We start from the raw sequence: 20,569 nt of genomic DNA on the forward strand, positions 1-20,569 counted from the left end.
ATCCTGTCGAGCACGAGGGACCAGCACCGAAGCGGATCGTGACCGGCTTCGGCTTCTGGATTTTCCTGCTCTCCGACATCGTGATGTTCTCCTGCTTCTTCGCGACCTATGCGGTGCTCGCGGGACAGACCAATGGCGGACCGAGCGGCGCCCAGCTGTTCGATCTGAAGAACGTCGCGATCGAAACCGCGCTGCTGCTGCTGTCGAGCTTCACCTGCGGCATGGCCAGCATCGCGGCCGACCTGCGCAATTTTCTCTGGTTTCAGGTCTCGATGGCGGTCACCGCCGTGCTCGGTGCCGGCTTCCTGGTGCTCGAGGCCATCGAATTCATCGATCTGGTCGAGCGCGGCGCGGGCCCGAGCCGGAGCGCGTTTCTGTCGTCCTTCTTCAGCCTGGTCGGCTGCCACGGCCTGCACGTCACCGCCGGCATTCTCTGGCTCCTGACCATGATGGCCCAGGTCGTCGCCAAGGGCTTTCGCGCCGATATCCAGCGCCGCATCCTGTGCTTTGCGCTGTTCTGGCACGCGCTCGACATCATCTGGGTCGCGGTGTTTTCCGTCGTCTACCTGCTCGGGAGTGCGGCATGAGCGAACAAGTGCACGGCCGTCAGGCGCATGAAATCGACGTCGCACCGGGCGAAGAGGAGCATGGCAGTCTCGGCTCGCGGGTTCTCGGCTATTCGCTCGGCCTCGCTCTCGCGATATTGCTGACGGCGACCTCATTCTTCATTGCCGGCACCGACCTGGTCTGGCAGCCCTCTATTCCCGTCGCGATCGTCGTGCTCGCGATCGCGCAGATGGGCGTCCACATCGTGTTCTTCCTGCACATCACGACCGGACCCGACAACACCAACAACGTGCTGGCGCTGGCATTCGGCCTGCTAATCGTGTTTCTGGTCGTCGGCGGCTCGATCTGGATCATGGATCACCTCAACCACAACATGATGCCGATGGATCAGTTGATGCAGATGCAGCGGTGAGGGGGAGTCATTGCGAGCGAAGCAATCCAGAGCCGAGAGCAAGGTCTGGATTGTTTCGTCGGGGCTGTAAGTTTTTAGACAAAAACGTGAACAAGGTTCTTGCTTCGATTCGGTTTTAGACTCGATCTGTTACGAAACTTGTTCTCGTTTCTGTCTATTTCCTGACAGCCCCGTCGCTTCGCTCCTCGCAACGACGAAACTCACGAGTTGCGCGCGTAGGGTGGGCAAAGGCGCAGAGCGCCGTGCCCACCGTCTTTCCGAGATGCAAATTGTTGTTGGGATGGTGGGCACGCTTCGCTTTGCCCAGCCTACTGGTTTTACTTCCCCTTGCCCGGCCGACAATTATAAGCGCGGCGGAAGCCGGCGGCGCGGGCGTCGTCCTCCGCGCAGAACCAGCGCTCCGGCTCGGTGATCCCCGGATAGCTCGGGCAGCCCCGCAGGTGGTAGACGCCGATATTGCCGGTCACTCGCGCGCGAAGCGCGAGCTTACCCTTGATGGTGCAGCCGGGCGGCGCGGCCGGCGCATCGGGAAACAGCACGGCGCGGACCTCGCGGTCGCGGTCGGGACGGCAGGAGGCGCCGAGCAGCGCCCCATCCTTCTTGCCGATGCGGAAATCGGCAGGCAGCGCGAAGCAGCCCTTCCAGATGCCTGTGGTGGCATTCCTGGCCGCTGCGGCGTCATCCTTGGTGTGAACCTTGACCGCCGGCTCGACGCTGACGGCAAAGCCTGATCGCACCGCCTGCTGGTTGAGGCTGACCTTGTCGCCATCTGCGGTGCAGAGCCCGAGATGCCGGCCGCGGCGCCCCTTGTCCGGCCCGAGATCGTCGCAGTGGACTGAGCGGCCGCCAATCAGCCTGCTCAATCGGTCGCGCGCGTCGATGCCGCAAGTCCAGGGATCGGCCTGCTCGTTGATGCAGAGCTGATCGAGCTCCGGCGCATCGATGCCATCAAGATGGTAGGCGGTATCGCCGATCTGAATCGTATCGCCATCCCTGACGGTGGTGCTGGTGGCCTGGGCCGCTGCTGCCGGCAGCAAAAAGCTGAGCAGCAATGTCGCGCAAACTGAAAACAGCGCATTTCGCAATTGCATAGATCGAATTCCCTTGAGGGCGCCGGAAGCGTGCCAAGCTCTCCTAGCATACCGGCCCATCGCCGGACCAATCCATTGCACGGTGATGGGCCTTTGACGACACATCCGTTCTGCCTCTATCGTCGCAGTCGGCCGCGGCGACCGCGCCGCGGGCCAATGATCTGACCGCGCCCAAGACACGGTACCAAGACACGGCAACAAGACGCGGCAACTAGACGCGGCAGCAAAACGGAGCAATGCCTGGAAATGAACGATCCCGTCGACGTTCTGATCATTGGCGCGGGCGCCTCCGGCGCAGCCGTGGCCTGGTCCTTGGCCGAGACCAAGATGCACATCCTCTGCCTCGAGCAGGGTGGCTGGATGAAGCCATCAGAATACCCGAGCACGGGACGCGACTGGGAAGCGCGCTTCTATGGCGATTATTCGCCGAGCCCAAACATCCGCGCCAGAGCAGAGGACTATCCTGTTAACGACGACCACTCGCCGATCAAGGTGGTCAATTTCAACGGCGTCGGCGGCTCGACCGTGATGTACACGGCGCATTGGCCGCGCCTGCATCCGTCGGACTTCCGCGTCCGCACGCTCGATGGCGTCGCCGACGACTGGCCGATCGATTACGACACCCTGGTGCCGTTTTTTGCCGAGAACGATCGCATGATGGGCGTGTCGGGGCTCTCGGGCGATCCGGCGTTTCCGCCGACCCAGCCGCCGATGCCGCCACTGCCGCTGGGCCGTTCCGGCGCGCGGTTCGCCAAGGCCATGAACAAGCTCGGCTGGCATTGGTGGCCGTCGGATACGACGGTCGCCACCACGGACTACGAGGGCAGGGCGCGCTGCATCAATCTCGGCCATTGCACGCCGGGCTGCGCACAAGGCGCGAAAGCCTCGACCGATATCACTTATTGGCCGGCGGCGCTGCGTGCCGGTGTCGAGCTGCGCACGCATTGCCGGGTGCGCGAGATCACGACTAATGACGACGGCATGGCGAGCGGTGTCATCTATTATGACGAGGACGGCGTCGAGCAGTTTCAGCCAGCCGAGATGGTAATCATCGCCTGCAACGGCATCGGCACGCCGCGGCTGTTGTTGAATTCAACCTCCGGCCGCTTTCCAAACGGGCTCGCCAATTGCTCCGGCCTGATCGGCAAGAACCTGATGTTTCATCCCTATGCGCAAGTCTACGGCTATGTCGACGAGCCGACCGACAGCAACCGCGCGCCGCCAACCTGCCTGTGGAGCAAGGAGTTCTACGAGACCGATCTCTCGCGCGGCTTCGTGCGCGGCTATGCCTTCCAGTTCGGTCGCGGCGTAGGCCCGGTGTTCGAGGCCGTCGCCAGCGAAGCCAAGGGCATCCTGCCCTGGGGCGCCGAGCATCACGCGGTGTTCCGCAAGCTCAACGGCCATCGTCTCGCGATCTCGGCAATCTGCGAGGACCTGCCGGAGGAGCACAATTGCGTCACGCTCGATCCGGTGCTGAAGGACAGTCACGGCATTCCGGCGCCGCGCGTCGACTACACGATCGGCGAGAACTCCGCGAAGATGATGGCGCATGGCATCGCGCGGGCGAAGCAGGTTCTCGAAGCTGCCGGCGCCACCGACATCAACGTCAACTCGCCGATCCTCTATGGCGGCTGGCATCTGCTCGGCACTGCGCGGATGGGCACCGATCCCGAACGCTCCGTGGTCAATGAATGGGGCCGTACGCATGACGTGAAGAACCTCTTCATCGTCGACGGCAGCCTGTTCGTCACCTCGGGCGGCGTCAATCCGACCTCCACCATCCAGGCCATCGCGCTCTACATCGCCGATCAGATGAAGCAGCGCCTCGCCAACCTCTTTGATTGAGGCCGCCATGCAGTCGAACGAGCAGCTGACCGAAGCGCAACGCCAAGACTTGCGCACGATTGCGGGCATAATGATTCCGGCAAGCGTGGAATATCGCATGCCCGGTGCCGACGACGCGGCGATCCAGGCCGACATCATTGCAACTCTCGGTCGAGATGGGCCTGCTGTGCGTTCCGCGCTCGATCACCTCGCACGTCTAGCGGGCCAGCCGCTCGCCATGTTGGATTCTGCGCGACGCGATGCCGTGGTCGCGGATTTTCGCGCAACCGGCGGCGTGGCAGCCGCGACGCTCAGCCGCGTGGTCCTGCAGTGCTACTATCGCGATGATCGTGTGCTGACTTCGCTCGATCTGGAACCGCGCGCGCCGTTCCCGAGGGGACATCAGCTCGAGCAGGGCGACTGGTCGCTCCTCGACGTGGTCAGGGCGCGCGCCCCGATGTGGCGCAGGGCGCCATGATGGAATTGCATTCGATTGGCAACGGATTTGTTTACGAATCTGTCTAAGAAGGCTTCCAGATCGGATCATTCGGATCCGGCTGGGGGTCAGAGATGCAAACGGACGATCGCTCGGCGATGCGCGCCAAATTCGCGCGGCCGGCAGAGCAACCCAAACATTCAGGCATGTCGCGGCGCAGCCTGCTCGCCACCGCCGCGCTGTTGATCACGACCTCAGGGGCGACGGCCAGGGTTGTCACCAAGGTGCTGCCGTGGCGGCCGAACGAGGCCTATCCCGTAACGCCGGTCGTGCCAGGTGGCTGGCTGTTCTTTACTGCGGATGAAGCGGCCGTCGTGGACGCAATCGTCGACCGGCTGATCCCGACCGACGAGCTCGGGCCGGGCGCCAAGGACTCTGGCGTTACCACCTTCATCGATCGCCAACTGATGGGTCCTTATGGCGGTCACGACTGGCTCTATATGCAAGGCCCATTCGCCGACAAGCCGCTGCCGACGCAGGGCTTGCAATCACCCCTGACGCCGCGGCAGCAATATCGCCAGGGGCTCGCGGCGCTCACGGCCTATTGCAAGGCCAATTTCGGCGGTCATGCGTTTGCCGATCTCTCCAACGACGACAAGGACAAGCTGCTCGCCGGCATGGAGAAGGGCGACGTGAAGTTCGAGGGCTTCTCCAGCCGCATGCTGTTCTCCACCGTCTACGCCAACACGATGGAAGGCTATTTCGCCGATCCGATCTATGGCGGCAACAAGGACATGGCCGGCTGGAAGCTGATCGGCTTCCCCGGCGTCCGCTACGACTATCGTGATGTGATGGACAATCCCAACAAAACCTACACGCTGCCGCCCGTGGCTCTGCAGGGCCGTTCCACCTGGGGAGCTCGCTAATGGCCCGTCGTCTTCCCCGTAAGGATGTCGTCATCGTCGGCCTCGGTTGGACCGGATCGATTCTGGCGCTCGAGCTTGCCCGCACCGGGCTCAACGTCGTCGCGATCGAACGTGGTCCGTGGCGTGACACCGCGGCCGATTTCAACATCGGCACCGCGCCTGACGAATTGCGCTATGGCGTACGCCACGAGATGTTCCTGCGTCCGCGCCAGGAAACCATGACGATGCGCAACAACTCGTCGCAGACGGCGCTGCCGATCCGCAAATGGGGCAGCTTCCTGCCCGGCAACGGTGTCGGCGGCGCCGGCATGCATTGGAACGGCCAGACCTGGCGCTTCCTGCCGGATGACTTCCGCATCCGCAGCCACATGACCGAGCGCTATGGCGAGGGCATCCTGCCCGAGGGCAATCACATCCAGGATTGGCCGGTCAGCTACGACGAGCTCGAGCCGTTCTATGACCAGTTCGAGCGCTGCCTCGGCGTCTCCGGCAAAGCCGGCAATCTCAAGGGTGCAATTCAGGCCGGCGGTAACAGGTTTGAAGGCGCGCGCGCCAACGAATACCCGACGCCGCCGATGAAGCAGGGCTATTCGCAAGAGCTGTTCATGAAGGCGGCGAGCGGAATGGGTCTGCACCCGTTTCCGCGCCCGTCGGCCAATCTGTCGTCGGCCTACACCAACCAGTACGGCTGCAGCATGGCGCCGTGCACCTATTGCGGCTTCTGCGAACGCTTCGGCTGCGCGAACTCCTCGAAGTCGTCGCCGCAGACCTGCGTGCTGCCGGCGCTGGTGCGCGAGCCGACCTTCGAGGCGCGCACCGAATGCGAGGTGATGAAGGTCAACCTCACCGGCGACGGCAAGATGGCGACCGGCGTCACCTATGTCGACGCCAATGGCGAGGAATGGGAGCAGCCCGCCGACCTCGTCCTGGTCTGCGCCTTCTCGATCTTCAACGTGCGCCTGCTGCTGCTGTCCGGCATCGGCAAGCCCTATGATGCGGCCAAGGACGAAGGTGTCGTCGGCCGCAACTACGCCTACCAGACCGGCTCGGGCTCGACGGCGTTCTTCGAGGACGCCAAGTTCAACCCGTTCGCGGCAGCCGGCTCGCTCGGTTGCGCGCTCGACGACTACAACAGCGACAATTTCGATCACGGACCGCACGGCTTCGTCGGCGGCGCGTCGATCACCAACGCTTACACCAATGGCCGCCCGATCATGTACCACCCGACGCCGAAGGGCACCCCGACCTGGGGGGCGGCCTGGAAGAAGGCGGTGCACGAGACCTATCAGCGCGTCACCAGCGTCGGCGCGCAGGGCAGCGTCATGAGCTACCGCGCCAACTACATCGATCTCGATCCGACCTACAAGGATCCGCTGGGTCGCCCGCTGATGCGCATCACCTTCGACTACCAGGAGAATGAGCGCAAGATGGCCAACTTCATGGCCGAGCGTTGCGAGGAGATCGCCAAGGCGATGGGTGCGAAGACCGCGACGATCAATCGGCTCAACGGACCTTGGTCGGTGATCCCATATCAGACCACCCACAACACCGGCGGCACGGTGATGGGTAGCGATCCCACGACCTCCGTGCTCAACCGCTATCTGCAGTCGTGGGACGTGCCGAACGTGTTCGTGACCGGCGCTTCCGCCTTCCCGCAGAACGCCGGTTACAACCCGACCGGTACGGTCGGCGCTCTGACCTATTGGGCGCTGGACGCGATCCTGAACAAATATCTGAAATCGCCTGGCGCGCTGGTGCAGAAATGAGCTCGATCGTGAAGCAGATAGCCACCCTGCGCCCGCGCTATCTGCTCGCGCTGGCGTTGTTGGCGATGCCAAGCGCGGCGCTTGCGGATTCCGACAATTACGTCGACGTTGCGCGCGGCAAGGCGCTGGTCACGGCCGGCGACTGCGTCGCCTGCCACACCGCGCCGGGCGGCACGCCGTTCGCCGGCGGACTTGCGCTGCAGACACCGTTCGGCGCCATCATGACGCCGAACATCACGCCCGATAATGCAACCGGCATCGGCAGCTGGAGCGCGGACGATTTCGCCCGGGCCATGCATGAAGGCAAGCGGCCGGGCGGCACCCGGCTGTATCCTGCGTTTCCCTACACCTACTACACCAAGGTGACGCGGGCGGATTCGGATGCGATCTTCGCGTATCTGCGCTCGCTCGATCCTGTCTCGAACACGGTCAACCGCAACACGCTGCCGTTCCCGTTCAACATTCGCAGTTCGATGTCGGCTTGGAACGCGCTGTTCTTCACACCTGGCGTCTTCAAGCCCGATCCGAACAAGTCCGAGGAGTTCAACCGCGGCGCCTACCTGGTCGAGGGTCTCGGCCATTGCGGCGCCTGCCACACGCCGCTCAACGCGTTCGGCGCCAACAAGAGCGACAAATATCTGCAAGGCGGCCAGGTCGACAATTGGACCGCGCCTAATATCACCAACGATGCCCGGGCCGGCCTCGGCAAATGGTCGGTCGACGACGTCGTGCAATATCTGAAAGTCGGGCAGGCCCGTGGCGTGATCGCCTCCGGCCCGATGAAGGACGTCGTCGAAAACTCGACCTCCAAGATGTCGGATGCGGATCTGAAGGCGATGGCGGTCTATCTAAAGGAGCGTGGCGCGACCGGTTCGCCGGCGCCGAGCCCGGTCTCCGCCGATGACGGCCGGATGAAGGTCGGCGAGGCGATCTACGTCGACACCTGCTCGGCGTGTCACGTGCGAAACGGCTCCGGTATCGAACACGTCTTCCCGAAGCTCGCAGGCGCCACGATCGTGGCCCAAGACGATCCGACGTCGCTCATTCGCATTATTATCGCCGGCGGCCGTGGCGCGGCGACCGACCAACGGCCGACCGGACCTGCGATGCCCTCGCTCGGCTTTCGTCTCAACGACGATCAGATCGCCGCCGTCGTCACCTATGTCCGCAACAGCTTTGGCAACGCCGCCTCGCCGGTGACGGCAGATGCCGTCAAGGCGGTGCGCGGCAACGTGACTGGCGCGGCCGATTAGCCGGCCCTGCTGCTCCCTTGCGTGACAGGGGGCAGCTACCCATCTGATGTGGCAAAGGAAATCGCCATGTTGGATTTTACCTCTGATTTCGCCGGCGATAACCTGTCGCCGGCGCAAACGTCTGAAGTTTCTCCCATCAACGACCAGGCCTTGCTCGACGCCTATTCCAACGCCGTCATCTCGGTGACGGAGCGTGTGGGTCCGGCCGTCGTTCGTATCGAGACCGGTCCCAAAGCCGGATCCGCGCCGGGCCAGCGCGGCGGTGGTCTCGGCTCTGGCATCATCATCTCGCCCGACGGCCTGGTGCTGACCAACAGCCATGTGGTCGGCGCATCGAAAGAGATCCGGCTGCGCGACACCGAGGGGGTCGTGACAGACGCGCATGTGCTTGGCGTGGATGCCGATACCGATCTGGCGCTGCTGCGCGCCAACGGCTCGCGCGACCTGCCATACGCGTCACTCGGCAATTCCAAGACCTTGCGGCGCGGTCAGCTGGTGGTCGCGATCGGCAATCCGCTCGGCTTCGAGTCGACCGTGACCGCCGGCGTAGTGTCGGCGCTCGGCCGTTCGATCCGCTCGGTCTCGGGGCGCACGATCGAGGACGTGATCCAGACCGATGCGGCGCTTAATCCCGGCAATTCCGGCGGCGCGCTGGTGTCGTCCGCGGCCGAGGTGATCGGCATCAACACCGCCATCATCCAGGGCGCGCAGGGCATCTGCTTCGCGGTCGCCAGCAACACCGCGCAATTCGTGCTGTCGGAGATCATCCGGCACGGTTATGTCCGGCGCGCCTATATCGGCGTCTCCGGACAGACCGCGCCGATCCCGCGGCGGCATGCGGTGCTGGCCGGCGTCGAGAACAAGATGGGCGCATTGTTGATGCAGATCGAGCCGGACGGGCCGGCGGCGCGCGCCGGCCTCTTGCCCGGTGACGTCATGATCAAGCTCGACGGCGTCGACATCCACGGCGTCGACGATTTGATCCGGGTGCTGGATCGCGACCGCATCGATCGCACCGTGTCGATGGACGTGCTGCGGCTGGGCCGTCTGCGCGAGTTCGACGTCCATCTGGTCGAGCGCAAGCCGGTGCCGCGGCAGGCGCTGGCGTCGTAACCCACGCAATCTGGTTTGAATACGGAGATGCCGCCTTTAGGCGGCATCTTTCGTTTGGGCGCTCCTTTGCTGCGCATCCTTGTATGCAATGGCATGGCGTTTGCTTGTTTTCACGGCGAGCGAAGTCGAGCAGGGGGAGCCGCCATGACTGATGTCACACCAGCAGCAATCGGTATGGTGAAGGCCGAGCCGGAGCCGATCATGGTCGATTGGAGGAAGACGGCGCTCGTCATCATCGATATGCAGCGCGATTTCCTGGAGCCTGGCGGCTTCGGCGAGACGCTCGGCAACGATGTCTCGCAGCTGGCAAGCGCGGTCGGGCCGATCAGCAAAGTGCTCGCGGCAGCGCGCAAATCAGGGATGCTGGTGATCCACACCAGGGAGGGGCACTTGCCCGATCTGTCCGACGCGCCGCCGGCCAAGGTCGAGCGCGGTGCGCCATCTCTGCGCATCGGCGATCCCGGCCCGATGGGTCGCATCCTGATTCGGGGCGAAGCCGGCCACGACATCATTCCCGCGCTCTATCCCGTCGCGGGCGAGGTCGTGATCGACAAGCCTGGCAAGGGCGCGTTCTATGCGACCCAGCTCGGGGACGTGCTGAAGCAGCGCGGCATCGAGAACCTCTTGGTGTGCGGCGTCACCACCGAAGTCTGCGTCAACACCACCGTGCGCGAGGCCAACGACCGCGGCTACCGTTGCGTCGTGATCGCGGACGGCTGCGCCTCCTACTTTCCTGAATTCCACGACATGGGGTTGAAGATGATCAAGGCCCAGGGCGGCATCTTCGGCTGGGTCGCGGGATCAGCCGCGGTGCTCGAGGCCATCAATGCGTAGAGCAGGCGGCGCGTCCTGAAGTGCCTGCCGCTGCGGGCAGATTCTGCCAGCGCAAGTTTTACTACGGCTCCCTTCAGCTTTCCTTCGGCTTGAGCTGCGACGGCCTGGATCATAGAACCAGCCATCGCATCAAGACGACAGGGTTGGCGCCATGGTCTGGAATCCGCAGCAATATCTCAAATTCGCCGGCCACCGGCTGCGGCCGGCGCTCGACCTGCTCGCGCGTGTCCCGGATTTTCCGGCGGACACCATCGTCGACCTCGGCGCCGGCGCCGGCAATGTGACCAAGCTGCTGAAACAGCGCTGGCCGAATGCTAAGGTGACGGGCATCGAGGGCTCCGCAGAAATGGTGGCCGCGGGGCGCAAGGCCGCGCCCGATGTCGAGTGGCAGCACGCGGATCTCGCCTCCTGGCAGCCATCGAAGCGCTACGATCTGGTCTATTCCAACGCGGCGCTGCATTGGCTGCCCGACCACGCCAAGTTGTTTCCTGCTATCATGAAGAACGTTGCACCTGGCGGTTTCCTCGCTGTTCAGATGCCGCGCAACTTCCTGGCGCCATCGCATGTCCTGATCGCCGAGACTGCACTCACCGGTCCCTGGCGTGGAAAGGTCGAACATCTGGTGACGCCGCCGCCGGTGCACGAGCCGCAATTCTATCATGAGGTGCTGGCGCCGCATGCCGCCGACATTGACATTTGGGAGAGCGAATATCTGCAGGTGCTCGAAGGCGAGAACCCGGTCAAGGAATGGACCAAGGGCACGTGGCTGACGCGCTATCTCGATGTGCTGGAGGGCGACGAGAAGGCGGCGTTCGAAGCCGCCTATGGCGAGCAGGTCGCAAAAGCCTATCCGCGCAATGCCGCCGGCCAGACGCTGTTTCCGTTTCGGCGCATGTTCATGGTTGTGCAGGCGAAGGACTGAGCGTTCGTCATTGCGAGCGAAGCGAAGCAATCCAGCATCACGCGGGAAGTCTGGATTGCTTCGTCGCCTCCGGCTCCTCGCAACGACAGCAACTAAACTCACGGCCGCACCGCCGGGGTCTCCATGGTCATGCCGTGCGCGCGTGACATCAGATAAAGCTCGAGCGCCACCATGTCGAGCGAGCCGAAGTCGAAGGCCTGGGCGCGGATGCCGGTCATGCAGCTACGGATGCGCCGCGCGAGCGAGCCCATCGCCTGCCACTCCAGCCGGTATTCCGGATACCCGTTCGGCTGTCCCTGCGTGATCGGAGCGCCGGCGAGATGCTTGTCCCAATTGTCGTCGTGGCAGTTGGCGCAGGCGAGGTTGAGCTGGCCCTGCCGCCGCATGAACAGCTCTTGGCCACGGGCGACGAACGGCGCCAACGCCTCGTCGTCGCCCGATGTGATCGGCTGCCCCCGTGATTGCTTGCCGATGAATGCGGCGAGCGCGAGCAGCTCGCGGCTCTCATTGGCGAACGGGCTCGCCTGCTGATGATCCCTGCGGCAGAGATTGATGCGCTGCTCGATATCGACGGGATGGCCGAGCGCCTTGTCGAAGGCCGGATAGCGCGCGGTGACGCCCTTCATGCTCCCGGCCGCATCGCCATGGCAATCGGCGCAGGATTTGTTGGCTTCGCCGACCTTCGTATTCCATAGCGCTTCGCCGTCCATCACCGACAGCATGCCGGGATTGGCGGTGTCGTCGTCCTGCATCGCCTTGGTGTCTGATGTCATGAAGCTGTAACCCGAGCGCCGCTCGGCGGCCGGAATCTCCGCTGCCAGCGCGGGCAGGGCGGTTACGACCGCAGCTAACAAGAGCAGGCAGCGCAGGCGCATCATGCCTCGACCGTGATTGCGGCGGAAGCGTTGGCGACAAAGCCGTTGTCGCCGATCCATTCGAACTCGAACTTGCCGCTCTCGGTCGCGACCGTGAAGAAGGAGAGGAACGGGTTGGCCGCGATCGCCGGAAACAGATCGGCGCGAAAGATCTCCTCGCCGTTGAAGCGGCAGGTGAAGCTGGTGATGATGTCGCGCGGCACGAGATTGCCCTCCGCCGTCCTGCGGTAGCCCGGCTCCATGATGTGTGACATCAGGGTGCGGATCTCGATAACAGCGCCCTTTTTGGCCTTGGGCGGTACATTGACGAGGGCGGAGGCCATTACGGCACCTCCTCGGTGCAGGCGGCGAGCGTGACGATGACGTCGACGCTGCCCGACCAGAACGAGCCGTCCGAAAGCTGCGCGACCGCGGTCACCTTCTGGCTGTCGGCGAGCCGGATGCGAGTTGCGACCTTGGCGCGGCCGGCGCGCGGACCCAGATGAAAATTGCCGATGTTCGGCTGTGGGTTCTTCTCGTTGAAGACGTGGATGCTCTTGACGTAGTCGTCTGATGTCATCGGGCTGTCGATCGTCACCGTCATTGGCACCGTGTTGCCGTTCTCGACCAGCGGCGGAATCTCGAGCTTGACCTTGCCGACCTTAACGGTGGCTTCGCCGACGAGGTCGCGGATCGCGGAGGCCAGCATCGCGGGCGTTGCGCTCATGGGGCGCGTGGTGACGACAGGCAATGCGCTGCACACGGCAGCACTGCTGGCGAACTGCAGCAGATGGCGGCGTGAGATGTGGTTCCTGAACATCATCTTCATATGGTCTCAGTCGCGCAGGGATGCGAGATAGGCCACGATATCCTCGATTTGGTCCGCCGAAAGAATCGGCTTGCCCTGCCAGCTGTGACCGACCCGTTCCAATCCATCGACGCGGTAGTAGGACGGCATGATGGTTGCCGGATTGAGGCGCGAGGCATCGACCAGCCGTAGCCGCAACTGAGCGATGCTCCAGCGGCTGCCCGCGCCTGCGAGGTTCGGCGCCAGATCGCCCTGGAACCGGACCTCCGGCAGTGGCGCGGAATGGCAGAGGATGCAGGTCGACGAGCGCTCGGCAACCAAAGCACGCCCGCGCGCTGCATCGCCTGGCGCGCCCGTCAGGGACTGATCAATGCCATCCCCTGAGATCGCGTAGTTGGCGAGCGACTGCGCCATCGCGACAGGGGAGGCGAGGATGACAAGGCAGGCGATGGCGAGCGACCTAGCCAAAGGCGCCCACCGTCAGCGTCTTGTACCAGGCGATGGCCGCGTCCGCCTCCTTGGCCCTGACCTCACGGGGGGCGTCGACCGGGCTGGTGCTGCCACCTTCGACCTCGCCAAAGATCTCGCCCTTGGGCTGGTACACGCCGGCCAGCGAGAACGCGTACCCGGGTGCGACGGTGTTGTAGCAGACGCCGGTCAAGGTCGGGCTTTCCGGCGTCTTACCCACGAGCTGAGCTGCGATAATGGCAGCGCAGGCCTTGCCCTGCGCCTGCGCGGCCGCAGCCGATTTTGGAATGCCGCCGCCGAGGCAGGCATCGCCGATCACATGGACATCGGACACGAGCTTTGAGGCGAAGGTCTTGGGATCGATCGGACACCAGCCGGTGTGATCGGCAGCGCCGGCTGCGGCCGCGATGCGTCCGGCCTTCTGCGGCGGAATGACGTTGGCGACCTGCGGATTATAGTTGCCAAATTCGGTGATGATAGTGAGATCAGCCGGATTGATTTCGGTAACCCGTCCGCCTTGCGATAGCGGAATGCGTTCGATCAGCCCGCCATAAAGCGCGCTCCAGGCCTGCTCGAACAGTCTTTGCTGCGAAAACTCGTCCTTGGCATCGAGGATTAGCACCTTCGAACGTGGCTTGTTGGCTTTCAGATAATGCGCGATCAGGCTGGCGCGCTCGTACGGCGCGGGCGGGCAGCGGATCGGATTGGCCGGCACGGCGATCGCGACTACGCCGCCATCGTCCATCGCCTCGATTTGCTTGCGTAACAGCAGCGTCTGCGCACCGGCCTTCCAGGCATGCGGCATCTTGTCTGCCGCAGCTTCGTCATAACCCTGGATGGCCTTGAAATCGAGGTGGATGCCCGGTGACAACACCAGACGATCGTAGGCGAGCGCGCTGCCATCGGTGAGCGTCACTTTATGCGCCTGCGGGTCGATTGCGCTGGCGGCCTGCGCGATCACGCGCACGCCTTCGGCTGCAATCTTCCCGTAGGTGAACTGCTGCGCGGCGATGTCGCGCAAGCCCGCGATGACCTCATTGCTCAGAGGACAAGACGTGAAGGTCGCGTTGGGCTCGATCAAGGTAACGTCGAGCTTGGGATCAACTTTGCGCAGCGCGCGTGCGCAACTCGCGCCGCCAAAGCCGCCGCCGATCACGATGACACGCGCGGAGGCTTGCGCATGCGCCACGTAGGGAAGAGCAAGCGCGCCTGCAGTGACCGCCATTCCGGCTACAATTTGCCTGCGGGTCAGCATCTGCTTTGAGATAATCGACATAAGTCCGGTATAGTGTGTGTTTCTCTGCTGGTGCGGCGCCCTCAGTGTAACCTCGCCCCGCTTGCGGGGAGAGATCGCATCGCATCGCCAGACGCGATGCGGGTGAGGGGGTACAGGTCTAACAACTGCCACCGAACGGGCGGCTGCCCCTCACCCCAGCCCTCCCAGCGCGAGCGAAGCTCGTCGCGCCCCCGTAAGAACGGGGAGAGGGAGCGCACCGCACCTCGTCCCTAGGAGTTTGGCTGCTCAACATAGATCGACGATCTCCCATCAGGCAAAGCCGATGTTCTGGTCGCGCAGCGGCACTGAGCGGATGCGTTTGCCGGTCGCGGCGAAATAGGCGTTCAGCACCGCGGGCGCGGCGACGCTGATGGTCGGCTCGCCGACGCCGCCCCAGAAGCCGCCGCTCGGCATGATGATCGACTCCACCTTCGGCATCTCATTGATGCGCATCGAGTTGTAGGTGTCGAAGTTGGTTTGCTCGATGGCACCGTCCTTCACGGTGCAGCCGCCATAGAACAGGCCGGAGAGGCCATAGACGAAGGAGCCCGCGATCTGCCGCTCGATCTGCGCCGGATTGACGGCGTAGCCGGGGTCGGTGGAGGCGACGACCCGGTGCACCTTGATCTTGGTGCCATCGGTGACCGAGACTTCCGCGGCGGCTGCGACGTAGCTGCCGTAGGAATGCAGTTGTGCCAGCCCGCGATAGACGCCTTTTGGCGCGTCGGTGCCCCAGCCGATCTTTTCGGCCACCGCATCGAGCACCGCGCGATGCTTTGGATGCTTGTCCATCAGCTTGCGCCGGAACTCCAGCGGGTCCTGGCCCGCGGCGTGCGCCAGCTCGTCCATGAAGCATTCCAGGTAGATGGCGTTGTGGTTCACATTCACGCCGCGCCAGAAGCCCGGAATGATGTGCGGGTTGCGCATGGAATGCTCGACCAAGAGGTTCGGCACCGAATAGCCGATCATGGCATCGCCATTGGCGTTGAGGCCGGCGAAGGTGGCCGGATCCTTGCCGTTGACCAGCGCTTCCGGCCGCAGGCTGAACAGGATCGACTGGCCGGAGATCCGCATGTGGAGCGCCGTCAAATTATTGTCCGCATCGAGACCGCCGGTCAGCTTGCACTGCGTGATCGGGTGATAGCGGCCATGTGTCATGTCCTCTTCGCGCGACCAGAGCAGCTTGATCGGCGTGCCCGGCATCTGCTTGGCGATCATCACCGCCTGACGGACGTAGTCGGTCTGGCCGCGCCGGCCGAAGCCGGTGCCGAGCATCAGCTTGTGCACTTCGCATTTGTCGGCCGAATAACCGGTCGCCTCCAGCACCGCGGCAAACGCCGCTTCGCCGTTCTGCGTTCCGCACCAGACCTCGCATTTGTCGGCCGTGTAGAGCGCTGTCGCGTTCATCGGCTCCATGTTGGCATGGTTCTGGTAGGGATAGTTATAGACGGCCTCGACTTTCTTGGCGGCGCCTGCAAGTGCATTCTTCACGTCGCCATTCTGGTTACCGACATAGGCCGGACCGGAGTCCAGGCCCTCGGCAAGCCATTGCGCGATCGAGGCTGAGGACACCTTGGCATTCGGGCCTTCGTCCCAGACGATCGGCAACGCGTCGAGCGCGGTCTTGGCGTGCCACCATGTGTCAGCAATGACCGCGACCGCGGTATCCTCGACCCGCACCACTTTCTTGACGCCCTTCATGCCTGCGATCTTGGCGTCGTCGAAGCTCTTCAGCTTGCCGCCGGTGACCGGGCAATCCTTGATCGCGGCGTTGAGCATGCCCGGCAGCTTGAAATCGATGCCGTAGATCATCGCGCCCGTGACCTTGTCGGCGGTATCGAGCCGCTTGACGCCCTTGCCGATCAGCTTCCAGTCCTTTGGGTCCTTCAGCTTGACGTCGGTCGGCGGCGTCAGCTTGGCCGCGGCTTCCGCGACCTTGCCGTAGGTCGTGGTGCGGCCGGACGGCGTATGGGTGATGACGCTATTAGCTGCCGTGCATTCGGAGGCCGGCACGCTCCACGTATTGGCCGCGGCCTGAATCAGCATCATGCGCGCGGCAGCGCCGCCCTTGCGCACATAGTCCTGCGAGGTGCGGATGCCGCGGCTGCCGCCGGTCGAGTATTCGCCCCAGACGCGCTTGCGGGCGACGTTCTGGCCTGGCGTCGGATATTCGGTCGTCACCTTGCTCCAGTCGCATTCGAGTTCCTCGGCGACGAGCTGGGCCAAGCCGGTCAGCGTACCCTGGCCCATCTCCGAGCGGGCGATGCGGACCACGACTGTCTCATCGGGGCGGATCACCACCCAGGCATTGACCTCGGGTGTCCCATCGGCGGCGCGAACGGGCTCCGGGCCGAAGGGAATATCGAGACCGAGCGCAAGGCCGCCACCGAGCGTGGCTGCACCGATCACGAAAGCACGGCGATCGAGTCTGGGCGCAACAACATGCTTGTTCATGGCTGCCTCCCTCACGCGTTCGTCACGGCATGGATCGCTTCGCGCACCTGCTGGAAGGTGCCGCAGCGACAGATATTGGTGACGGCGTCGTCGATATCCTGATCGGTCGGCTTTGGATTGTCCTTCAGCAGTGCCGCCACCGCCATGATCATGCCGCTCTGGCAGTAGCCGCATTGCGGCACGTCGTTGTCGATCCAGGCCTGCTGCACCTTGTGCAGCACGCCGTTGCTGGCGAGGCCCTCGATGGTCGTAATCGTCTTGCCGCTCGCTTCCGAGACGCTGATGCCGCAGGAGCGCACCGCGACGCCATCCATATGCACGGTGCAGGCACCGCATTGTGCGATGCCGCAGCCATATTTGGTGCCGGTCAGGCCGGCGTTCTCGCGGATCGCCCACAACAGCGGTGTGTCGGGCTCGACATCGAGATCGAACGTCTTTCCATTGATCGTCAGGTTTGCCATCGCATATCCCCGGTTCATTCAACTCGCCAGTTGAACTGCGGCCGCGAACTTGGACCGGATGCTGGAATCGTTCAAATCAAGAATCCGCGTCCGCGACGCTGAAAATGCTTAGTTTCAACGCGGAAGAAGTGTGGCCGCCTGGTGTTGTCGCGAGTCATGCGCCGCGTGCCGGCGGCACGGCGAGCCGCAGGAAGCTCATCACGCTGCCGAACGCGGCAAAGCCCGCGCCGAGCGCGAGCGCCAGGGTTGCGCCCTGGTGACCGGCAAGGGTGAAGCAGAGCGCGGCCAGCGCCGCACCCGTGGTCTGTCCGATCAATCGCGCGGTCGCGACCATGCTGCTGGCGCTGCCGCTGCGATGCGACGGCGCGCTTGCCATGATCGCCCTCAGGTTCGGGGTCTGGAAGAAGCCGAAACCGATGCCGCACACCACCATCCGCCAGACGATGTTAGCGACGCTGGGATCGCCCGGCAGCAGCGCCAGCAATGCCATGCCGATGCCGAGCAGCACGAGCCCGGCGCCGCAGAGCAGTCCGGCCGGATAGCGATCGGAGAGATGGCCGCCGATCGGCGCCATGATCGCGACCACCAGCGGCCAGGGCGTCAGGAAGAAGCCGGTCTCGACCTGCGAGCGATGCAGGATGTCCTCGAAGTAGAACGGCAGCGACACGAAGGCCAACCCCTGCACGGCAAAGGAGCAAACGGCCGTTGCCGCGGAGAGGGCAAAGAGTGCACGGCGGAACAGGTCGATCGGCAGCATCGGCGCCGGATGATCGGCATGGCGCCGCTGCAGAAAGACGCCAAGCACCAAGGCTGCGGCAAGCTCGATGATGACGGTAACCGCGGTGGCGCCATGGGCGGCGCTGCCGATGCCGATGATGAACAGGCCGAGGCAACATGACGTTAATAGCGCGCCGGGCAGATCGAAGGCGTGGCCGGTGCGCGGCGTCGGCGGCAGCATGCGGACACCGATCAGCATCGCGACTACGCCGAACGGCAGGTTGACCGCAAACAGCCACGGCCAGGGGCCGAGCGCGAGAATGGCCGACGCAATGGTCGGACCGAGCGTGAAGGCGATCCCGACGACCAACGCATTATGGCCGAAGCCGCGGCCGGCCATCCGGCTCGGATAGACGAAGCGGACCAGCGCCGCGTTCACCGCCATGATGCCGCTGGCGCCGAGGCCTTGCAGCGTGCGGGCGACCAGCAGGCTCGGCAGCGACCAGGCCATGGCGCAGCCGACCGAGGCCAGCGTGAACAGCAGCAACCCGCACAGATAAATGCGCTGATGGCCGACGATCTCGCCGAGCGCGCCGAGCGGCAGCAGCGTTGCGACCAGCGCGATCTGATAGACGTTCACCACCCAGACGGCTTCCGCCGGACTGACGTGAAGGTCCATCGAGATCGCGGGCAGGGCAATGTTGGCGATCGCGGTGTCGAGCGAGGCCATCGCCAGCGCGGTGAAGAGCGTAGCGATCGCCCAGCGGCGCTGCTCCCAGGGCAAGCCGTCGGTCGCAACCGCGCCGGCATCTCTCGCTTTGTCCTTGGCGGCTTGCTGGCGGTTGGACATTCCTGGCCCTTCAGTTCGCGCGAAGCGCACATCTAGCCGAGCCATATACACCGGACCGGCCTAACTCCACTGAGGCCAGCGCATGGCCGTATGCGCGCGGCCGAACACCTCATGGTGCCGCGTTCTCGCGGCCGGATTTGCCCGAGTTTTGCAGGACGCTTCACCCGCTCTAATCGAGAGGGCGCAGGGAAGGCCGGGTGCCGTTCGCACCCATGGTCCGCGTGCAACAAAAAGCACGCGGCAGAACCACAGGTACGAGCCGGACATCCGGCCTTCCCTGCGCGATGGCTTTACGGCTTATACGCGCTCTCCTCGGGGACCGGCGTTCTTGCCCCCGTGTCACGACAACGCGCGATGCGCGATGCGCTCGGCGTCAGCACCGGGACGCCAGGACCACACGATTTCGCCGTGCGCACCGGATCGTTCGTCCGCGTGATAGATCACGCCGCAACCCGATGCGCCCACCGCATCCCGCCTCCACGCTCGTGACGATCGCGAAACGCCCCTCTTGCCGAGGCGGGACAGCGGCAGCAAAGCATGATTTCTGTAAAAGCGAAAGAGAAATCTTTTGCGAAGTTGGCCCTGACGCGGTGAACTGCTGGGGCTCGCTGGCAAAATGAGCTTTTCGGCGCATGCTTTTGCGGTCGTAATACGACGCATTGCGCGGCATGTGCGGGATTATTCAACCATTGATTTGCCCGACGGAGGGTCACATAGCTCGTCACACACACACGCCGGCGTGTGGTCGGGACGACGGTGAATGTGGGGTAGGGCCTGCGTGCTGGATTGTCGAAGGCGTGTATTTCTACAACTCCGTCGTTGTAAGCCGCGTGAGCTGCGAAGCAGTCGAGATGCATTGCCGCTCCGCATAACTCCTCACTCCGGATGATCGACGTTGCCCACGAGCACGCGCAGGTCAGGGGCCTTGTCGTTGGACGACGCCTCGGCGGGAATGAGACCCGCTTTGATGTTGATCGAGAGTGTCCGGACGGTGCCGCTGAACACGCTGTCCTCGCCGCGGGTGCAGAGGCCGCCGCCTCGATGCGCTCACATCGCCTTGGCGAGCACGAACAGCCGGAAATCCTCGAGCGCCGCGTGGCGATGCGGGGCGGCTTCGCGCCGGTAAGTCTCGGTGTCGACGATGGAGCGGAAGGCGGCGAAATCGCCGTATTCATTGATCGCCGCTTCGTCCCAGCGTTCGCCTTGCGAGCCGACGAGGCTCGCCAGGACCGGCCCGGAAAACATCCGCACGAGCGGCTTACCGGCTGCGAGACGCCGGAATGCCGGCCTATAGCGTTCATGAAAGGCTTCGCGGCCCGAGCAGGGCGCGGCGTCGAAGCCGTCCTCGTAACGCGCATACGCGCGGTAGCGCAACAGATTGAGCATATAGACCGGCTGGCCGAGGGGAATCGCGCGCTCGGCGGCGTCGAGGGCTTGCAGGGTGATTTCGATGGGGTTCATGGGACTTCCCGAGGTTTCTGGCCGCGCTAGATTGCGCGCTGACGCTCCCCATTTGGCCACTCGGGAACGGCTCTTG

The 20,569-nt window shown here is 64.1% G+C and carries 21 protein-coding genes; 10 read left to right on the forward strand and 11 right to left on the reverse strand.

What is annotated here, in order from left to right; genetic code table 11:
• The coding region (gene cyoC / locus WA702_RS02345; RefSeq protein WP_425108913.1) for a cytochrome o ubiquinol oxidase subunit III at positions 1–587 on the forward strand (587 nt) is incomplete at its 5' end.
• Positions 584–979 (forward strand): cytochrome o ubiquinol oxidase subunit IV, encoded by a 396-nt coding sequence (cyoD, locus tag WA702_RS02350; protein WP_425108914.1) that lies wholly within the window; start codon positions 584–586, stop codon positions 977–979. The genes cyoC and cyoD, both read left to right, overlap by 4 nt.
• A gap of 317 nt (positions 980–1,296) precedes the next feature.
• Here cyoD and WA702_RS02355 read toward each other — a convergent pair whose 3' ends face one another.
• Complete coding sequence (locus WA702_RS02355) at positions 1,297–2,070, reverse strand: thermonuclease family protein (RefSeq protein ID WP_425108915.1); 774 nt, start codon at positions 2,068–2,070, stop codon at positions 1,297–1,299.
• 246 nt (positions 2,071–2,316) lie between these two features.
• Here WA702_RS02355 and WA702_RS02360 point away from each other — a divergent pair, with 246 nt between their 5' ends.
• The 8 genes from WA702_RS02360 (at position 2,317) to WA702_RS02395 (ending at position 11,144) form a co-directional block, all read left to right on the forward strand.
• Complete coding sequence (locus WA702_RS02360; RefSeq protein ID WP_425108916.1) at positions 2,317–3,915, forward strand: GMC family oxidoreductase; 1,599 nt, start codon at positions 2,317–2,319, stop codon at positions 3,913–3,915.
• A 7-nt stretch (positions 3,916–3,922) separates the two neighbouring features.
• The gene (locus WA702_RS02365) at positions 3,923–4,372 is read left to right on the forward strand and encodes a hypothetical protein (protein WP_425108917.1); all 450 of its coding nucleotides are present in this window, start codon (positions 3,923–3,925) and stop codon (positions 4,370–4,372) included.
• 92 nt (positions 4,373–4,464) lie between these two features.
• Complete coding sequence (locus WA702_RS02370) at positions 4,465–5,256, forward strand: gluconate 2-dehydrogenase subunit 3 family protein (RefSeq protein ID WP_425108918.1); 792 nt, start codon at positions 4,465–4,467, stop codon at positions 5,254–5,256.
• The gene (locus WA702_RS02375; protein WP_425108919.1) at positions 5,256–7,022 is read left to right on the forward strand and encodes a GMC family oxidoreductase; all 1,767 of its coding nucleotides are present in this window, start codon (positions 5,256–5,258) and stop codon (positions 7,020–7,022) included. The genes WA702_RS02370 and WA702_RS02375 overlap by 1 nt, the downstream gene beginning before the upstream one ends.
• A gap of 8 nt (positions 7,023–7,030) precedes the next feature.
• The gene (locus tag WA702_RS02380; protein WP_425108920.1) at positions 7,031–8,275 is read left to right on the forward strand and encodes a c-type cytochrome; all 1,245 of its coding nucleotides are present in this window, start codon (positions 7,031–7,033) and stop codon (positions 8,273–8,275) included.
• 66 nt (positions 8,276–8,341) lie between these two features.
• Positions 8,342–9,388 carry a S1C family serine protease gene (locus tag WA702_RS02385; protein ID WP_425108922.1) on the forward strand — a complete coding sequence of 349 codons (1,047 nt, stop codon included), beginning with the start codon at positions 8,342–8,344 and terminating at the stop codon, positions 9,386–9,388.
• Between the two features lie 144 nt (positions 9,389–9,532).
• Complete coding sequence (locus WA702_RS02390; RefSeq protein WP_425108923.1) at positions 9,533–10,222, forward strand: cysteine hydrolase family protein; 690 nt, start codon at positions 9,533–9,535, stop codon at positions 10,220–10,222.
• 151 nt (positions 10,223–10,373) lie between these two features.
• Positions 10,374–11,144, forward strand: a complete 771-nt coding sequence (locus WA702_RS02395) for a methyltransferase domain-containing protein (RefSeq protein ID WP_425108924.1) — start codon at positions 10,374–10,376, stop codon at positions 11,142–11,144.
• Between the two features lie 98 nt (positions 11,145–11,242).
• Here the strand turns inward: WA702_RS02395 and soxA are convergent, their stop codons facing one another.
• From soxA to WA702_RS02445, 10 genes are all read right to left on the reverse strand, one after another.
• Positions 11,243–12,019, reverse strand: coding sequence for a sulfur oxidation c-type cytochrome SoxA (gene soxA / locus WA702_RS02400; protein ID WP_425108925.1), 777 nt, complete (start codon positions 12,017–12,019; stop codon positions 11,243–11,245).
• Positions 12,019–12,342: a thiosulfate oxidation carrier complex protein SoxZ gene (soxZ, locus tag WA702_RS02405; RefSeq protein WP_425108926.1), complete on the reverse strand. Its 324-nt coding sequence runs from the start codon at positions 12,340–12,342 to the stop codon at positions 12,019–12,021. The genes soxA and soxZ overlap by 1 nt, the downstream gene beginning before the upstream one ends.
• The gene (locus WA702_RS02410) at positions 12,342–12,827 is read right to left on the reverse strand and encodes a SoxY-related AACIE arm protein (protein ID WP_425108927.1); all 486 of its coding nucleotides are present in this window, start codon (positions 12,825–12,827) and stop codon (positions 12,342–12,344) included. The genes soxZ and WA702_RS02410 overlap by 1 nt, the downstream gene beginning before the upstream one ends.
• Before the next feature lie 6 nt (positions 12,828–12,833).
• Positions 12,834–13,220, reverse strand: coding sequence for a sulfur oxidation c-type cytochrome SoxX (gene soxX, locus WA702_RS02415; protein ID WP_425108940.1), 387 nt, complete (start codon positions 13,218–13,220; stop codon positions 12,834–12,836).
• A 46-nt stretch (positions 13,221–13,266) separates the two neighbouring features.
• The gene (locus tag WA702_RS02420; RefSeq protein ID WP_425108928.1) at positions 13,267–14,499 is read right to left on the reverse strand and encodes an FCSD flavin-binding domain-containing protein; all 1,233 of its coding nucleotides are present in this window, start codon (positions 14,497–14,499) and stop codon (positions 13,267–13,269) included.
• 321 nt (positions 14,500–14,820) lie between these two features.
• Positions 14,821–17,004 carry a molybdopterin cofactor-binding domain-containing protein gene (locus WA702_RS02425; protein ID WP_425108929.1) on the reverse strand — a complete coding sequence of 728 codons (2,184 nt, stop codon included), beginning with the start codon at positions 17,002–17,004 and terminating at the stop codon, positions 14,821–14,823.
• Positions 17,005–17,015: 11 nt separating this feature from the next.
• A complete protein-coding gene (locus WA702_RS02430; RefSeq protein WP_425108941.1) occupies positions 17,016–17,465 on the reverse strand; it encodes a (2Fe-2S)-binding protein in 450 nt (149 codons plus the stop codon).
• A gap of 154 nt (positions 17,466–17,619) precedes the next feature.
• Complete coding sequence (locus WA702_RS02435) at positions 17,620–19,032, reverse strand: MFS transporter (RefSeq protein WP_425108930.1); 1,413 nt, start codon at positions 19,030–19,032, stop codon at positions 17,620–17,622.
• Between the two features lie 876 nt (positions 19,033–19,908).
• On the reverse strand, positions 19,909–20,037 hold the full coding sequence (locus WA702_RS02440; protein WP_425108931.1) for a DUF736 family protein: 129 nt from the start codon (positions 20,035–20,037) through the stop codon (positions 19,909–19,911).
• 42 nt (positions 20,038–20,079) lie between these two features.
• Positions 20,080–20,493, reverse strand: coding sequence for a hypothetical protein (locus WA702_RS02445; RefSeq protein ID WP_425108932.1), 414 nt, complete (start codon positions 20,491–20,493; stop codon positions 20,080–20,082).
• Positions 20,494–20,569: the final 76 nt, after the last annotated feature.

Source organism: Bradyrhizobium sp. (genome assembly GCF_049798375.1).
GTDB lineage: Bacteria > Pseudomonadota > Alphaproteobacteria > Rhizobiales > Xanthobacteraceae > Bradyrhizobium.

Coding starts and splice junctions, on each gene's coding strand:
- cyoD (WP_425108914.1), top strand. CDS start 584: ATGAGCGAACAAGTGCACGGCCGTCAGGCGCATGAAATCGACGTCGCA.
- WA702_RS02355 (WP_425108915.1), bottom strand. CDS start 2,070: ATGCAATTGCGAAATGCGCTGTTTTCAGTTTGCGCGACATTGCTGCTC.
- WA702_RS02360 (WP_425108916.1), top strand. CDS start 2,317: ATGAACGATCCCGTCGACGTTCTGATCATTGGCGCGGGCGCCTCCGGC.
- WA702_RS02365 (WP_425108917.1), top strand. CDS start 3,923: ATGCAGTCGAACGAGCAGCTGACCGAAGCGCAACGCCAAGACTTGCGC.
- WA702_RS02370 (WP_425108918.1), top strand. CDS start 4,465: ATGCAAACGGACGATCGCTCGGCGATGCGCGCCAAATTCGCGCGGCCG.
- WA702_RS02375 (WP_425108919.1), top strand. CDS start 5,256: ATGGCCCGTCGTCTTCCCCGTAAGGATGTCGTCATCGTCGGCCTCGGT.
- WA702_RS02385 (WP_425108922.1), top strand. CDS start 8,342: ATGTTGGATTTTACCTCTGATTTCGCCGGCGATAACCTGTCGCCGGCG.
- WA702_RS02390 (WP_425108923.1), top strand. CDS start 9,533: ATGACTGATGTCACACCAGCAGCAATCGGTATGGTGAAGGCCGAGCCG.
- WA702_RS02395 (WP_425108924.1), top strand. CDS start 10,374: ATGGTCTGGAATCCGCAGCAATATCTCAAATTCGCCGGCCACCGGCTG.
- soxA (WP_425108925.1), bottom strand. CDS start 12,019: ATGCGCCTGCGCTGCCTGCTCTTGTTAGCTGCGGTCGTAACCGCCCTG.
- soxZ (WP_425108926.1), bottom strand. CDS start 12,342: ATGGCCTCCGCCCTCGTCAATGTACCGCCCAAGGCCAAAAAGGGCGCT.
- WA702_RS02410 (WP_425108927.1), bottom strand. CDS start 12,827: ATGAAGATGATGTTCAGGAACCACATCTCACGCCGCCATCTGCTGCAG.
- soxX (WP_425108940.1), bottom strand. CDS start 13,220: ATGGCGCAGTCGCTCGCCAACTACGCGATCTCAGGGGATGGCATTGAT.
- WA702_RS02420 (WP_425108928.1), bottom strand. CDS start 14,499: ATGGCGGTCACTGCAGGCGCGCTTGCTCTTCCCTACGTGGCGCATGCG.
- WA702_RS02425 (WP_425108929.1), bottom strand. CDS start 17,004: ATGAACAAGCATGTTGTTGCGCCCAGACTCGATCGCCGTGCTTTCGTG.
- WA702_RS02430 (WP_425108941.1), bottom strand. CDS start 17,465: ATGGCAAACCTGACGATCAATGGAAAGACGTTCGATCTCGATGTCGAG.
- WA702_RS02435 (WP_425108930.1), bottom strand. CDS start 19,032: ATGTCCAACCGCCAGCAAGCCGCCAAGGACAAAGCGAGAGATGCCGGC.
- WA702_RS02445 (WP_425108932.1), bottom strand. CDS start 20,493: ATGAACCCCATCGAAATCACCCTGCAAGCCCTCGACGCCGCCGAGCGC.